At 73.1% G+C, this 13,128-nt stretch carries 11 protein-coding genes and 2 pseudogenes; 6 read left to right on the top strand and 7 right to left on the bottom strand.

Annotation, left to right across the window (positions count from 1 at the left end):
- Positions 1–144 precede the first annotated feature (144 nt).
- Together OG625_RS29145 and OG625_RS29140 are read left to right on the top strand one after the other, a co-directional pair.
- On the top strand, positions 145–768 hold the full coding sequence (locus OG625_RS29145) for a hypothetical protein (protein WP_329386929.1): 624 nt from the start codon (positions 145–147) through the stop codon (positions 766–768).
- A 76-nt stretch (positions 769–844) separates the two neighbouring features.
- Positions 845–1,105 (top strand): DUF6343 family protein, encoded by a 261-nt coding sequence (locus tag OG625_RS29140; protein ID WP_329391054.1) that lies wholly within the window; start codon positions 845–847, stop codon positions 1,103–1,105.
- 36 nt (positions 1,106–1,141) lie between these two features.
- Here the strand turns inward: OG625_RS29140 and OG625_RS29135 are convergent, their stop codons facing one another.
- The 4 genes and pseudogenes from OG625_RS29135 to rpsA all read right to left on the bottom strand — a co-directional run bounded on the left by OG625_RS29135 (position 1,142) and on the right by rpsA (position 4,952).
- Positions 1,142–1,525: a tetratricopeptide repeat protein gene (locus tag OG625_RS29135; protein WP_329386927.1), complete on the bottom strand. Its 384-nt coding sequence runs from the start codon at positions 1,523–1,525 to the stop codon at positions 1,142–1,144.
- Positions 1,526–1,679: 154 nt separating this feature from the next.
- A pseudogene (gene coaE / locus OG625_RS29130) lies at positions 1,680–2,273 on the bottom strand (dephospho-CoA kinase); the annotation flags it as partial.
- Between the two features lie 46 nt (positions 2,274–2,319).
- Positions 2,320–3,258 carry a PAC2 family protein gene (locus OG625_RS29125; RefSeq protein ID WP_329386924.1) on the bottom strand — a complete coding sequence of 313 codons (939 nt, stop codon included), beginning with the start codon at positions 3,256–3,258 and terminating at the stop codon, positions 2,320–2,322.
- A 182-nt stretch (positions 3,259–3,440) separates the two neighbouring features.
- Complete coding sequence (gene rpsA / locus OG625_RS29120; protein WP_329386922.1) at positions 3,441–4,952, bottom strand: 30S ribosomal protein S1; 1,512 nt, start codon at positions 4,950–4,952, stop codon at positions 3,441–3,443.
- 392 nt (positions 4,953–5,344) lie between these two features.
- On the opposite strand from rpsA, the gene OG625_RS29115 reads away from it, so the two are divergent.
- Positions 5,345–6,205 (top strand): class I SAM-dependent methyltransferase, encoded by an 861-nt coding sequence (locus OG625_RS29115; RefSeq protein WP_329386920.1) that lies wholly within the window; start codon positions 5,345–5,347, stop codon positions 6,203–6,205.
- A 4-nt stretch (positions 6,206–6,209) separates the two neighbouring features.
- Complete coding sequence (locus OG625_RS29110; protein ID WP_329386918.1) at positions 6,210–8,975, top strand: ATP-dependent RNA helicase; 2,766 nt, start codon at positions 6,210–6,212, stop codon at positions 8,973–8,975.
- Here the strand turns inward: OG625_RS29110 and OG625_RS29105 are convergent.
- The gene (locus tag OG625_RS29105) at positions 8,965–9,945 is read right to left on the bottom strand and encodes a DUF3068 domain-containing protein (protein WP_329386916.1); all 981 of its coding nucleotides are present in this window, start codon (positions 9,943–9,945) and stop codon (positions 8,965–8,967) included. The two genes, OG625_RS29110 and OG625_RS29105, sit on opposite strands and share 11 nt — an antisense overlap.
- 15 nt (positions 9,946–9,960) lie before the next feature.
- The gene (locus OG625_RS29100) at positions 9,961–10,101 is read right to left on the bottom strand and encodes an SPW_0924 family protein (RefSeq protein WP_329386914.1); all 141 of its coding nucleotides are present in this window, start codon (positions 10,099–10,101) and stop codon (positions 9,961–9,963) included.
- A gap of 133 nt (positions 10,102–10,234) precedes the next feature.
- Between OG625_RS29100 and OG625_RS29095 the strand changes: the two are divergent.
- Positions 10,235–10,782, top strand: a pseudogene (locus OG625_RS29095) (hypothetical protein).
- A 24-nt stretch (positions 10,783–10,806) separates the two neighbouring features.
- Here OG625_RS29095 and OG625_RS29090 read toward each other — a convergent pair.
- On the bottom strand, positions 10,807–12,117 hold the full coding sequence (locus tag OG625_RS29090; protein ID WP_329386912.1) for a lytic transglycosylase domain-containing protein: 1,311 nt from the start codon (positions 12,115–12,117) through the stop codon (positions 10,807–10,809).
- 149 nt (positions 12,118–12,266) lie between these two features.
- On the opposite strand from OG625_RS29090, the gene OG625_RS29085 reads away from it, so the two are divergent.
- Positions 12,267–13,124, top strand: coding sequence for a DUF4184 family protein (locus OG625_RS29085; RefSeq protein ID WP_329386909.1), 858 nt, complete (start codon positions 12,267–12,269; stop codon positions 13,122–13,124).
- Positions 13,125–13,128: the final 4 nt, after the last annotated feature.

The following is a 13,128-nucleotide window of genomic DNA, read 5'->3' as shown; positions in this document are numbered from 1 at the left end:
GCCAGGGGTGTTCCCCCAGGTTGCGACCCGTACGGGCATTCCACTGTCCCGACTTCGCCGCAATCCGTCGCCGCGCGGCCCACCCGGGGAAGAGGCTCCGTACACACGAAGCACGAAGAACGAGCACCCACGGGGAGACCGCACATGTTTCGAGGTACCTCAGTCCGACGCACCACCGCCGCCCTCGCCGCGGCCGCCGCACTCCTGTTCACGCCCGCGCTGGCCACCTCGGCCGCCACGGCCGCCCCCACGGCCCCCGGGTTCGTCGACGGCACCGACCTGCCGCCGCACCCCACGTCCCCCTGGTACGCCGGCGAGGTCACCAAGGGGCTGCCCGAGTTCGGACCGATCTGTCTGGAGAGCGGGCTCCCGGCGGCCGGCAGCTGGCACCGCGACTTCGGCACCGAGTTCGACACCGGCGCCATGCAGCTCTCCGTACGGTCGGCCACCCCCGCGGCCGCCGCCAAGCTCGTCCGTGCGCTGGAGCGGCAGCTCGCGGCCTGCGCCGCCGACTGGCTGCGGGTCACCCCGGGCGGCACCGCCTCCTGGGAGGACTACGGAACGCTCCCGGTCGAGGAGGGGGCGCACGTCTACGGGGTCCACACCTCGCTCCCCGAGTCCGAGCCCGGCGTGCACCTCTTCGGAATCGGACGCGACGGCTCCACGGTGACCGTCGTGCAGTGGGGGCAGATGGGCAACCTGTCCCACGCCCCGGTCGCCGATTTCCGCCGGACGACCACGACGGCCGTGAACAAGCTCAACCCTTGAAAGGAACCACCCTGCGCGCACCGCCCCGGCGCCCACCACGCCTCCGGTGGGACCATGGAACCGAGAGGCGATGCGCATGCGATCCGGGAACGAGCCGGTGACCGCCCGTAGTCCGCTGCGGCTGCGGTTCTGGCTGAGCACGTGGGGGCTGATCTGGTCCGCCGCAGGGGCGGCCGCCTTCTCGGTGGCCGGCCGTCCCGGGTGGGCCGCGGCCTGCGCGGCGGTCTTCGTACTGGCCGCGGTGGACCTGGCCGTGGTCGTCCGGCACATCCGCCAGGGGCCGCACTACCAGCCCGGACGGGACATCCCGCCGTACGAGCCCCCGCAGGACCGCTGAGAACGGGCTCCGGACTCTGGGCTCCGTACTCTGGGCTCAGTTCTCGAAGCGGGCCGCTTCCAGGTACTCCGGCTGTGGGTCGAGCGCCGCCGCCAGCCGGAAGTGTTTGCGCGCCTGCTCGGGCTTCCCGGAGCGCTCGTGGGTGCGGGCCAGCGCGTAGTGGGCGAAGGCGTTGTCCGGTTCCCGCTCCAGCACCAGCTCGAACTCCAGCTCCGCCGGTCGCAGTTGGGCCGCCGCGAAGAAAGCCCGGGCCCGCAGCAGCCGGGCCGCCGTGTTCTCCGGGTGGGCCGCTATGACCGAGTCGAGCAGCTTCACCGCTCCGCGCGGGTCGCGGGCGGCGAGCAGCTGCTCGGCCGCCCGGTAGTCGATGACGTGGGTCTCGGGGCTGGCCGGCGGTGTGGGGCGCGTGGTGTCGGACACGGTGTGTTCCTTCCCTCTACGGGCGCGTTCAACGCCCCCGCCCCGCCCGCTATTCCATGCACACGTCAGGCAGCGCCGCCGCCCGGGCCTCCGTGGCCTCCGCCACTTCCCCTGTCTCCGCCACTTCCCCGGCCGCGGCGGCTTCCCCTGCCTCCGCCGCACGCGCCGTGAGCTCCTCCCACACCTTGCGCACCTGCGGTTCCAGCGCCTCCAGCGGCCCGTCGTTGTCGATCACGAGGGTCGCCACCGCGAGCCGCTGCTCCCGCGTGGCCTGCGCGGCCATCCGCGCCTTGGCCTCGGCCTCCGGCATCCCGCGCAGTGCGGTGAGCCGCGCCAGCTGCGTCTGCGGCGCCGCGTCCACCACGACCACCAGGTCGTAGAGCGGGGCCAGGGCGTTCTCCGTGAGCAGCGGTACGTCGTGCACCACGATCGCGTCGGCCCCCGCGGCGGCCTCCAGCTCGGCCGACCGGGCCCCGACCAGCGGGTGGACGATCGCGTTCAGCGTCTGGAGCTTTGCCGGGTCCGCGAAGACGACGGAGCCGAGCTTCGGCCGGTCCAGCGTCCCCTCGGGGGTCAGTACCGACTCCCCGAAGGCGGCGACGACGGCCGCGAGCCCGGGCGTGCCGGGTTCCACGACCTCCCGCGCGATCCGGTCGGCGTCCACGATGACCGCCCCGTACCCCGCCAGCAGCCGGGAGACCTCGCTCTTACCGGCACCGATTCCGCCCGTCAGGCCCACTTTCAGCATGCCCGCAGCCTAGACCCCGCCCGTACGGCGGCCACAGCCCCCTGCGTCAGCCCTCGCCCTCGCGCTCCGCCAGGAACCGCTCGAACTCGCGGCCGATCTCGTCCGCGGAGGGGATCTCCGTCGGCTCGGCCATCATGTTGCCCCTGGTTTCGGCGCCGGCGGCCGCGTCGTACTGGTGCTCCAGCCCCTGCACGAGGGTGACGAGCTCCTCGTCGCCCTCCCGGATCTGCCGGTCGATCTCCGTCTGGGTGCGGTGCGCCTCGGTCCGCAGCGCGTGCGCCACCGCCGGCAGGACCAGCCCGGTCGCCGCCGTGATCGCCTCCAGCACCGTCAGCGCCGCGTCCGGGTACGAGGACCGGGCGATGTAGTGCGGTACGTGCGCGGCGACGCCCAGCACGTCGTGCCCGGCCTGGGCCAGCCGGAACTCGACCAGCGACTCCGCGCTGCCCGGCACCTGCGCCTCGTCGAAGGGGCTGACGTGGCCCGGCATGAGGTCGGTCCGGTTGCCGTGCGGGGTGATGCCCACGGGGCGGGTGTGCGGGACGCCCATGGGGATGCCGTGGAAGTTGACCGACAGCCGGACCCCGAGGCGCTCGATGATCTGCCGGACGGCGACGGCGAACCGCTCCCACTCCACATCCGGCTCGGGGCCGGAGAGCAGCAGGAAGGGGGCTCCGGTGGCGTCCTGGACGAGCCGGACCTCCAGCCGGGGCTCCTCGAAATCCGTCCAGTGGTCGCGCTGGAAGGTGAGCAGCGGACGGCGGGCGCGGTAGTCCACGAGCCGGTCCGCGTCGAAGCGGGCCACCACCTGGTGGGGCAGGGTGTCCAGGAGCCTCTCGACGATCTGCTCCCCCGCCTCACCTGCGTCGATGTACCCCTCGAAGTGGTACAGCATGACCAGCCCGGCCGAGTCCTGGGTGAGCGCCAGGTCGGCCACCGCCAGGCCCTTGGCGTCCCATTCGTACAAACCCTGTGGATCAAGCACCGTCACCACTCCTCCCTCGCAGCGTTCTCCTGGAAGAACGTCCAAAGCGGCCCCGCCATTCCCCAGTTGGGAAACCGGGGCGAAACCGGAAACGCGGTGAGGCCCGCCCCCCGAAGGGGACGGGCCTCACCGTTCAACTCAACCAGCTCGGCTCACGCCCGGAGGCGTGATGCGCGCTGCGATCAGCTCTGGCCGCCGGCCAGCTTCTCGCGGAGCGCGGCCAGGGCCTCGTCCGACGCCAGGGCGCCGGAGGTCTCGTCCGACTCCGAGGAGTACGAACCACCCGAGATGCCCGCACCGGCGTTGCCACCGGCGGCCGGGGCGGCAGCGCCCTCGGCAGCGGCGGCCTCGTCGGCCTCGCGGCTCTTGATGACCTGGGCCTGGTGCTGCTCGAAGCGCTGCTGCGCCTCGGCGTACTGGGTCTCCCAGGCCTCGCGCTGCTTCTCGTAGCCCTCGAGCCAGTCGTTGGTCTCGGGGTCGAAGCCCTCGGGGTAGATGTAGTTGCCCTGGTCGTCGTAAGACGCGGCCATGCCGTACAGGGTCGGGTCGAACTCGACCGACGCCGGGTCGGCACCGAAGGACTCGTTGGCCTGCTTCAGCGACAGCGAGATCCGGCGACGCTCGAGGTCGATGTCGATGACCTTGACGAAGATCTCGTCGTTGACCTGGACGACCTGCTCCGGGATCTCCACGTGGCGCTCGGCCAGCTCGGAGATGTGGACCAGACCCTCGATGCCCTCGTCCACGCGGACGAACGCACCGAACGGAACCAGCTTGGTGACCTTACCCGGGACGACCTGACCGATCTGGTGGGTCCGGGCGAACTGCTGCCACGGGTCTTCCTGCGTCGCCTTCAGCGACAGGGAGACACGCTCGCGGTCCATGTCGACGTCGAGGACCTCGACGGTGACTTCCTGGCCGACCTCGACAACCTCGGACGGGTGGTCGATGTGCTTCCAGGACAGCTCGGAGACGTGGACGAGACCGTCGACGCCGCCCAGGTCCACGAAGGCACCGAAGTTGACGATCGAGGAGACGACGCCGGAGCGGACCTGACCCTTCTGCAGGGTGGTGAGGAACGTCTGGCGAACCTCGGACTGGGTCTGCTCGAGCCAGGCACGGCGGGACAGGACCACGTTGTTGCGGTTCTTGTCCAGCTCGATGATCTTCGCCTCGAGCTCCTTGCCCACGTAGGGCTGGAGGTCGCGGACGCGACGCATCTCGACGAGGGAGGCCGGCAGGAAGCCGCGGAGGCCGATGTCGAGGATGAGACCACCCTTGACGACCTCGATGACGGTACCGGTGACGATGCCGTCTTCTTCCTTGATCTTCTCGATCGTGCCCCAGGCGCGCTCGTACTGCGCGCGCTTCTTGGACAGGATCAGACGGCCTTCCTTGTCCTCCTTCTGGAGAACCAGGGCCTCGATCTCGTCGCCAACCTTGACGACCTCGTTCGGGTCGACATCGTGCTTGATCGAGAGCTCGCGGCTCGGGATCACGCCTTCCGTCTTGTAACCGATGTCGAGGAGAACCTCGTCCCGGTCCACCTTGACGATGACGCCGTCGACGATGTCGCCGTCGTTGAAGTACTTGATCGTCTCGTCGATCGCCGCGAGGAACGCGTCCGCGTCGCCGATGTCGTTGACCGCTACCTGCGGAGGGGTGGTGGCGGTGGTCTCGGTGCTGCTCGTCATGTGGGAAAGGGCTCCGGTTACGGACAGAAAGTCGTAGGTACTGCTACGCCGGGAGCCCTTATCGGCATCTGCCGAAGCCGGACAGCCAAGGAAGCCCGAATCCGCAGAAGCGGTAGGGCCTCGAAAACCGAGGGGACATCAACAGAAGCAAGCGCAGCCTGCTAGGTCTGAGGAGCACAGGCTCGCAGCGCAACTTGTAGCATACGGGGGCTGCCGGACAGGGTCAATGCGCGAAGGCGCACACCCCCGGCAGATCGCCGCATATCCGGCACAATTCGTGGGTGGGAAGGGCTTGATGGCCCTCCCGACACGTTTTCGCGGACACCCGTCCACGTCCGCGCGGCCCACGTACATCCATCCACAGACATCCGCACACTACGACGACGGGCCCCATGAACCAAGAGGACTACGCCCCCGAAGACGCGCCCGAGGCCGATCCGGGCCCGGAGGACGACGCCGAGGCCACGCGGCGTGAGGCGGGGGAAGCGGAGAGCAGCCGGGCCAGCCGCGGCTGGTGGGACCGCAACGCCGACGAGTACCAGAACGAGCACGGCGCCTTCCTCGGCGACGACCGCTTCGTATGGGGTCCGGAAGGGCTGGACGAGGCGGACGCGGCCCTCCTCGGCCCCGCCGCCTCCCTCAAGGGCAAGGACATCCTGGAGATCGGCGCCGGCGCCGCCCAGTGCTCGCGCTGGCTCGCGGCTCGGGGCGCCCGCCCGGTGGCCCTGGACCTCTCCCACCGCCAGCTCCAGCACGCCCTGCGCATCGGCGGCAGTGACGTGCCGGTGGTCCGGCTGGTGGAGGCCGACGCCGGCAGGCTGCCCTTCCGCGACGGCTCCTTCGACCTGGCCTGCTCCGCCTACGGTGCCGTCCCCTTCGTCGCCGACCCCGTGAACGTCATGCGCGAGGTCCGCCGCGTGCTGCGGCCGGGGGGCCGCTGGGTCTTCTCCGTCACCCACCCGATCCGCTGGGCCTTCCCCGACGAGCCGGGGCCCGAGGGGCTGTCCGTCTCCGCCTCCTACTTCGACCGGACCCCTTACGTGGAGCAGGACGAGCAGGGCCGCGCGGTGTACGTGGAGCACCACCGCACCCTCGGCGACCGGGTCCGCGACGTGGTGGCGGGCGGCTTCCGCCTGCTCGACCTGGTCGAGCCGGAGTGGCCCGCGTGGAACAGCCAGGAGTGGGGCGGCTGGTCCCCGCTGCGCGGCAACCTGATCCCCGGTACCGCGATCTTCGTGTGCGAGAGGGACTGATCCCTTGATCCGCCAGGCCGCCCTCGATTCCCTTCCCGTACGGGAGGCCCTGCCCGCGCTCGCCTCGGCCCTCGACGGCCACGGCGCGGCGGTGCTCTGCGCCCCGCCCGGCACCGGCAAGACCACGCTGGTGCCGCTGGTGCTCGCGGGCCTCGTCGGGGGCGGGCCGACGCGCCGGGTCGTGGTCGCCGAGCCCCGCCGGATCGCCGCCCGGGCGGCGGCGCGGCGGATGGCGTGGCTGCTGGGCGAGCAGGTCGGCGCCTCGGTCGGCTTCACCGTGCGCGGGGAGCGGGTCGTGGGCCGCGGGACCGTGGTGGAGGTGGTCACCACCGGCGTGCTGCTCCAGCGGCTCCAGCGGGACCAGGAGCTGGCCGGTGTGGACGTGGTCGTCCTCGACGAGTGCCACGAGCGGCACCTGGACGCCGACACCGTCGCCGCCTTCCTCCTGGACGTACGGCAGACCCTGCGCCCGGAGCTGCGGCTCGTGGCCGCCTCGGCGACGACCGACGCGGCCGGGTGGGCCCGGGTGCTCGGTCACGGCGGTCCGGGCGACGCCCCGGTGGTGGAGGCCGCTGGCATCTCGTACCCGGTGGAGACCGTGTGGGCGCCGCCGGCCCGGCCGGTGCGGCCGCCGCACGGGATGCGGGTGGATCCGGCGCAGCTGACGCACGTGGCGTCGGTGGTGCGGCGGGCGCTGGCCGAACGTTCCGGCGATGTCCTGTGCTTCCTGCCCGGTGTCGGGGAGATCGCCCGGGTGGCCGGGCAGCTCGGCGGGGTGGACGCGGAGGTGCTCCAGCTGCACGGCCGGGCCCCCGCGGCCGTGCAGGACGCGGCGCTGACCGCCTCGGACCACCGCCGGGTGATCCTTTCCACCGCCGTCGCGGAGTCGAGCCTGACCGTGCCGGGGGTGCGGGTGGTCGTGGACTCCGGGCTGGCCCGCGAGCCCCGCGTGGACCATGCCCGGGGGCTGGGCGCGCTGGCGACCGTACGGGCTTCACGCGCGGCCGGGCGCCAGCGGGCCGGGCGGGCCGGGCGCGAGGCCCCGGGGGCGGTGTATCGCTGCTGGTCGGAGGCCGAGGACGGGCGGCTGCCCTCCTTCCCCGCGCCGGAGATCCGGATCGCCGACCTGGCGCAGTTCGCCCTGCAGGCGGCGTGCTGGGGCGACCCGGACGCGACGGGGCTGGCGCTGCCGGACCCGCCGCCGGCCGGTGCGATGGCGGCCGCGCGGGAGGTGCTGGTGACCGTCGGCGCGGTGGACCCGGCGGGGCGGCCGACCTCGCGGGGGCTGCGGATGGCCCGGCTCGGACTGCACCCGCGGCTCGCGCGGGCGCTGCTGGACGGCTCCGCCGCGATCGGCGCCCGGCGTGCGGCGGAGGTCGTGGCGCTGCTGAGCGAGGAGCCGCCGCGGGAGTACGGGGACGACCTGGCCGGCGCCTGGCGGCGGGCCCGCGCGGGCGGCGACGGCTATGCGCCCCGCTGGCGCGCGGAGGCCCGCCGGCTGGAGCGCGCGGCCGCCGAGGACCCTGCGGGGCTCTCCCCCACCCCGCCCCTTCCCGAAACCGGGGCTCCGCCCCGGACCCCGTCGGGGCTCCGCCCCGAACCCCGCGCCTCAAACTCCCCCAGCTACCGCTGGGAGGTGCCCCCTGGCGAGGCTGAAATTGCGCTCCGCGCAATCCAGCCCGCCGAGCGGGAGCATCCAGCCCCTCCGGCGTTTGAGGAGTGGCGGTCCCCCCATGACGGAGTCTTGGGGGAGGGTCTGGGGCGGAGCCCCGGCGGCGGGGCCGGGCCCGATGACCTGGCCGCCGGGCTGGTCGCCGCGCTCGCGTTCCCCGAGCGGGTCGCCAAGGCCAAGGGCGAGGAGGCGTTCCTCATGGCCTCCGGCACCGCGGCCGAACTCGGCAACGGGACCGGGCTGCGGCACGCACCCTGGCTCGCCGTGGCCGTCGCCGACAGGCCCCCGCACTCCGCCTCCGCCCGTATCCGCCTCGCCGCCGTCATCGACGAGGACACCGCCCGGGCAGCGGCCGCCCACCTCCTGACCGAGGGCGAGGAGGTCCACTGGGAGGACGGGGACCTCGTGGCGCGCTCCGCGCACCGCCTCGGGGCGATCGAGCTCGCCGTGCGCCCATTGCGCGGGCCCGACCCGGCCCTCGTACGTGCCGCCCTGCTCGACGGCCTCCGCGCCGAGGGGCTGGGCCTGCTGCGCTGGTCCCCCGACGCGCAGGCGCTCCGGGCCCGGCTGGGGTTCCTGCACCGCACGCTCGGCGGTGCGTGGCCCGACGTGGCGGACGCCGACGCCCTGCTCGACCGGGCCGACGACTGGCTGGAGCCCGAGCTGTCACGGGCCCGGCGCCGCGCCGACCTGGGGCGGATCGACGCCGGGCAGGCCTTGAACCGGCTGCTGCCCTGGGCCACGGGCGAGGCCGCCCGGCTCGACGAGCTGGCTCCGGAACGGCTTGAGGTACCCAGCGGATCGCGGATCCGGGTCGACTACTCGGCGGAGCACGGGCAGCCGGTGCTCGCGGTGAAGCTCCAGGAGCTGTTCGGGCTGGCCGAGACCCCCAAGGTGGCCGGCGTGCCGGTGCTCGTACACCTGCTGTCGCCCGCCGGACGCCCCGCCGCGGTCACCGCCGACCTCGCCTCCTTCTGGCAGGGCGGCTACCGGGCCGTGCGCGCCGAGCTCCGCGGCCGCTACCCCAAGCACCCCTGGCCGGAGGACCCGGCCACCGCCGTGCCCACCCGCCACACCAACGCCCGGCTCAGGCGCTGAGGCCGGACTCCGCCTCCCGCACCCGCCGCCCGCGGGCCTCCAGCCACAGCGCGAGTCCGAACAGCACGAACCCGCCGGCGGCGAGGCCGATCGGCGCGTAGGTGTGGAGCGTGAGGACCTTCGTACGGTTCGCGCTGACCAGGTCGAGCGTGTAGTCGGCGTAGTCCTCGCGCATGGTCACGTGCCCGGCGAAGGCGGTGAGCTTGCCGTCGGGGCCACTGGCGGCGATGCCGCCGCGCATCTCCTGCTGGATGTCCTGCTCGGCGTTGACCGGCGCCCCGGTGACCGGGTCCACCCAGAACCTGGCCTTGACCGTGTACCAGAGGCTGGTCCCGGTGGCCGCCTCGATCGTGCTGGGGTCGATGCCCTCGATCGGCATCTTCTTGGGCATGGCGACCTTGGTCCACGGGACGGTCTGCTCGAAGAGGTAGACCTCCATGCCGCGGTGGTTGCGGGGGCCGACGTAGTGCATCGGCGACGCCTTGCGGGTCTGCGCGTCGAAGTAGAGGTAGTCGCGCGGCTCGGTGAAGAAGGGCCACTTGAACTCGATGCCCTCGCGCTTGACCGGGTCCCCGTCGACCATCTCGCCGGTGGCGTGCACCGGGTCCTGGGTGTGCGCGTCGAAGATGTAGCGCTCGGGGATCTGGGAGACCATCTTGCCGTCCGGCCCGATGATGTAGGACAGCGTGTCCCAGACCACCACGTCCTTGCCGGCGCTGGCCTCGATCTCCTTCGAGGCCTCGACGTTGCCCTTGAGGGTCTGGACGATGGTGACCTTGTCGACCTTCTTCGGCTTCATGCCGTCGTTGTAGTCGATGAGGGTCGCGTCCTTCGCCTCCAGGACCATCTCCTGGTACTGCTCCGGCGGGATCTTGGCGAGCCGCGGGTACGCGTACCAGCGCAGCAGCGGCGCGAGGGCCGCGAAGAAGACGGCTAGGGCCAGCAGGACAAGGCTCGCTCTGCGTCGCACGGCCGGGCCCTCCTCTTACTTTCCGGGCGCGGCGGGCGCGGTGGTGAGCAGGGGCTTGGGTGAGGTCTTGCCTTCGGGCGCCCCGAACGCCGTGATGGCGAGGACGAGGAGCACCGCGAGGACGAGCCCGCTGGCGGCGGCGATGAATGCGCGCATGCCGGGCCTCCGGAATCTGATAGGGCGTCAGGGCGGACGCACCGTAGCAACGCGAGGGCGAGATGAGAACCGTCTGGCACCCGCCCGTCCACGACCTGGTGGGCCTGCGCGGGCTCTGCCACGCTGACGGGTCATGACCGGATACGAAGTGCTCCTCATCGGCGGACGGTCGGGCGTCGGGAATTCCACCGCCGGCTGGGAGGTCTCGGAACTGCTGCGCCGGCGCGGGACCGCGCACTGCTACATGGAGGGCGACCTCCTGGACCAGATCCATCCGGCCCCCGAGGGCGACCCGGACCGCGCGGGGATCACCGAACGCAATCTCGCCTCGGTGTGGGCGAACCACACGGCGCCGGGGCAGCGCCGGCTCGTCTACACCAACACCGTGAGCATCCTCGACCTGCCCTGATCCACCGGGCCATTGCCGGGGACGGGGCCCCGGTCCCCGGCGCCGTCCCGATCCGGACGACGTGCGTGCTGCTCACGGCGCGGGAGGAGACCGTGCGGGAACGGCCGGCCCGGCGGGAGATCGGCTCGCAGCTCACGGTCCACATCGTGCGGAGCCGGCGGGCGGCGGCGGTGCTGGAGCGGGACTCGCCGCCGGGGACCGTCCGTGTGGCCACGGACGGCCGGCCGGTGACGTGGATCGCGGAACGGGTGCTGGAGGCGGCGGCCTGGTGACGGACGGCCGACACCGGCTGCCGGCTACGGGGAGGGCACGGTCCCGGTCCCGGGAGTCGCCGTGGCGGTCGGGCTGGAGCTCGGCGTCACCTTGGGGCTCGGCGCAACGGTCGGGCCGGGCGTCTCGGTCGGGGTCGGGGTCGGGGTCGGAGTGGGCGTCGGGGGCGGGCTCGACGCTTGAGTCAGCTCGGGTGTGGGCGTGGGTGTCGGGGTCGGCGTCGGGGTATGCGTCGGCGTCGGGCTCGGCGTGGGAGTCGGGGTCGGGCTCGGCGTAGGTGTCGGAGACGGCGTAGGTGTCGGAGACGGGCTCGGGGTAGGCGTGGGCGGCGGAGTCGGCGAGGGCGTCGGCTTCGGCGCGGGAGTCGGCGGCGGAGTCGGCTTCGGCGCGGGAGTCGGCGGCGGAGTCGGCTTCGACGTCGACGTCGACGGAGGCTTCGGCGAGGGAGTCGGCTTCTGGTCCGGTGTGCCCGTGTTCCCCCCGTCCGGGATCTCGTGCGTACCCGCCAGGTAGTACGTGAACCAGGACCGCACCGTCCGCAGGTACGCGGTGGAGTGGTTGTACGAGAGCACCGCCCGGTCCAGGTCCGCGGCCACCCGCAGGTCCCTCGTGCCCGCGCACAGGTAGCGGCCGGCCGCTAGGGCCGCATCGTGCACGTTGTTCGGGTTGCGGCGCCCGTCGCCGTCCGCGTCCTGGCCCCACGCCGCCCACGTGGAGGGGATGAACTGCATCGGCCCGATCGCCCGGTCGTACCGGGTGTCCCCGTCGTAGGCGCCGCCGTCCGTGTCGGAGATGTTCGCGAAGCCGTTGCCGTCGAGTACGGGCCCGAGGATGGGGCGGAGCGTGGTCCCGGCCGCGTCCACCCGGCCGCCGCGCGCCTGCCCGGACTCGACCTTGCCTATGGCCGCGAGGAGTTGCCAGCGCAGCCCGCACCCCGGGTCGCTCTCCCCCACCGTCCGCTCGGCCCTCCGGTACGCCACGAGCACGCTCGCCGGTATCCCGCGCACCGCCTCCGCCGGGGCGTCCTCGGCAGCGGCCGGCGCCGCCTGCGCCCGGGGTTGCGGGGCTGCCGCCTCGTCCGGCAGCGCGACTGCCGGCGGCTCGGGGCTGACCAGCGGCGGGAGTTCGGTGAAGTAGGAGGAGTCCCCTCCGTCTGCGCCCGCCCCCGCGTCGGCGGGCGCGGGCGCCGCCGTCTCCGACGCGGCCTCCGCCACGGGGCGCTGCGTTCTCCCGCCGACCGGTCCCTGAGATGCGGTCACCGCCGCGACCACCAGCGCGGTGACGAGGGCGGCGGCCCCGCCCCTGCGCAGCCTGACTCCGGTTGTTCGAGCCGACATGAGCCGGACCCCTCCCCCTCGACGTCGGCGTGACCCTACGTCAGCTCCCCGCACAGGGCACGAGCCACGGAGCGGAATTCACCACATCCCCACGTCCGTGCGGGGGCCACGCATACTGTGCGGACCGCCCCGTCACGAGGAGAAGCGCCATGCCGTTCACACTGAGCCACGCGGCCGCCGTACTTCCGGCCATCCGCCGGACCGGGCGTGCGCGGGGCCCTCTCGTGGCCTCGGCGCTGGTCCTCGGGTCCTTCGCGCCGGACACGTTCTACTTCGCGGACACGATCGTCTCGGGCGTCAAACCGTACGGAACCTTCACGCACTCCCTGCCCGGGATCCTCACCGTCGACGCGGTGCTCACCGCCGTCCTCGCGGGGTTCTGGCTGCTGCTGCGCGAGCCGTTGATCGCGCTCCTGCCGCGCGGCCGCCGGGGCCAGGTGCACGCGCTCGTCCGGGGAGAGGCCTGGCGCGGGCGCCGACTGCCCTCGCTGACCCTGTGGTTCTACCTCTCGGCCGTCGCCGGTTCCCTCACGCACGTGCTGTGGGACAGCTTCACGCACATCGACCGGTGGGGGACGAACAGTCTGGACCTGGGCCGTCCGCTCGCCTTCGGCCTGCCCCTCTACTCGTACCTGCAGTACGGCAGTTCGGCGCTCGCGGCCTGCGCCCTGGTCTGGTTCACGGCGACCGCGCTGCGCCGCCTGCCGCGCTCCGAGCCGCCGCCGTCCGTCCCGGTGCTCGGCCGGGCCGGGACGTGGGGTGCGCTCGCCCTGGTCCTCGTGTGCGTGGCGGCCGGGGTCACCCTGCGCGTGATCCGCTTCTACACCTTCTTCGACCGGATCCGCACCCCGCTCGACATCATCCCGACCGTCTGCTTCGGCGCGGGCGGCGGGCTCATCGTGGCCCTGCTGCTCTACGGGACCCTCGTGCGGCTGCGCCACCGGCCGGGCCGCGTCCGCGGCGGCACCACGGACGAGGAAACGCGAACGCCCGTCCCCACCGCCTGAGCGG

This window comes from Streptomyces sp. NBC_01351, assembly GCF_036237315.1.
Taxonomy (GTDB): Bacteria; Actinomycetota; Actinomycetes; order Streptomycetales; family Streptomycetaceae; genus Streptomyces.
This window is presented reverse-complemented; position numbering and strand designations above follow the sequence as displayed.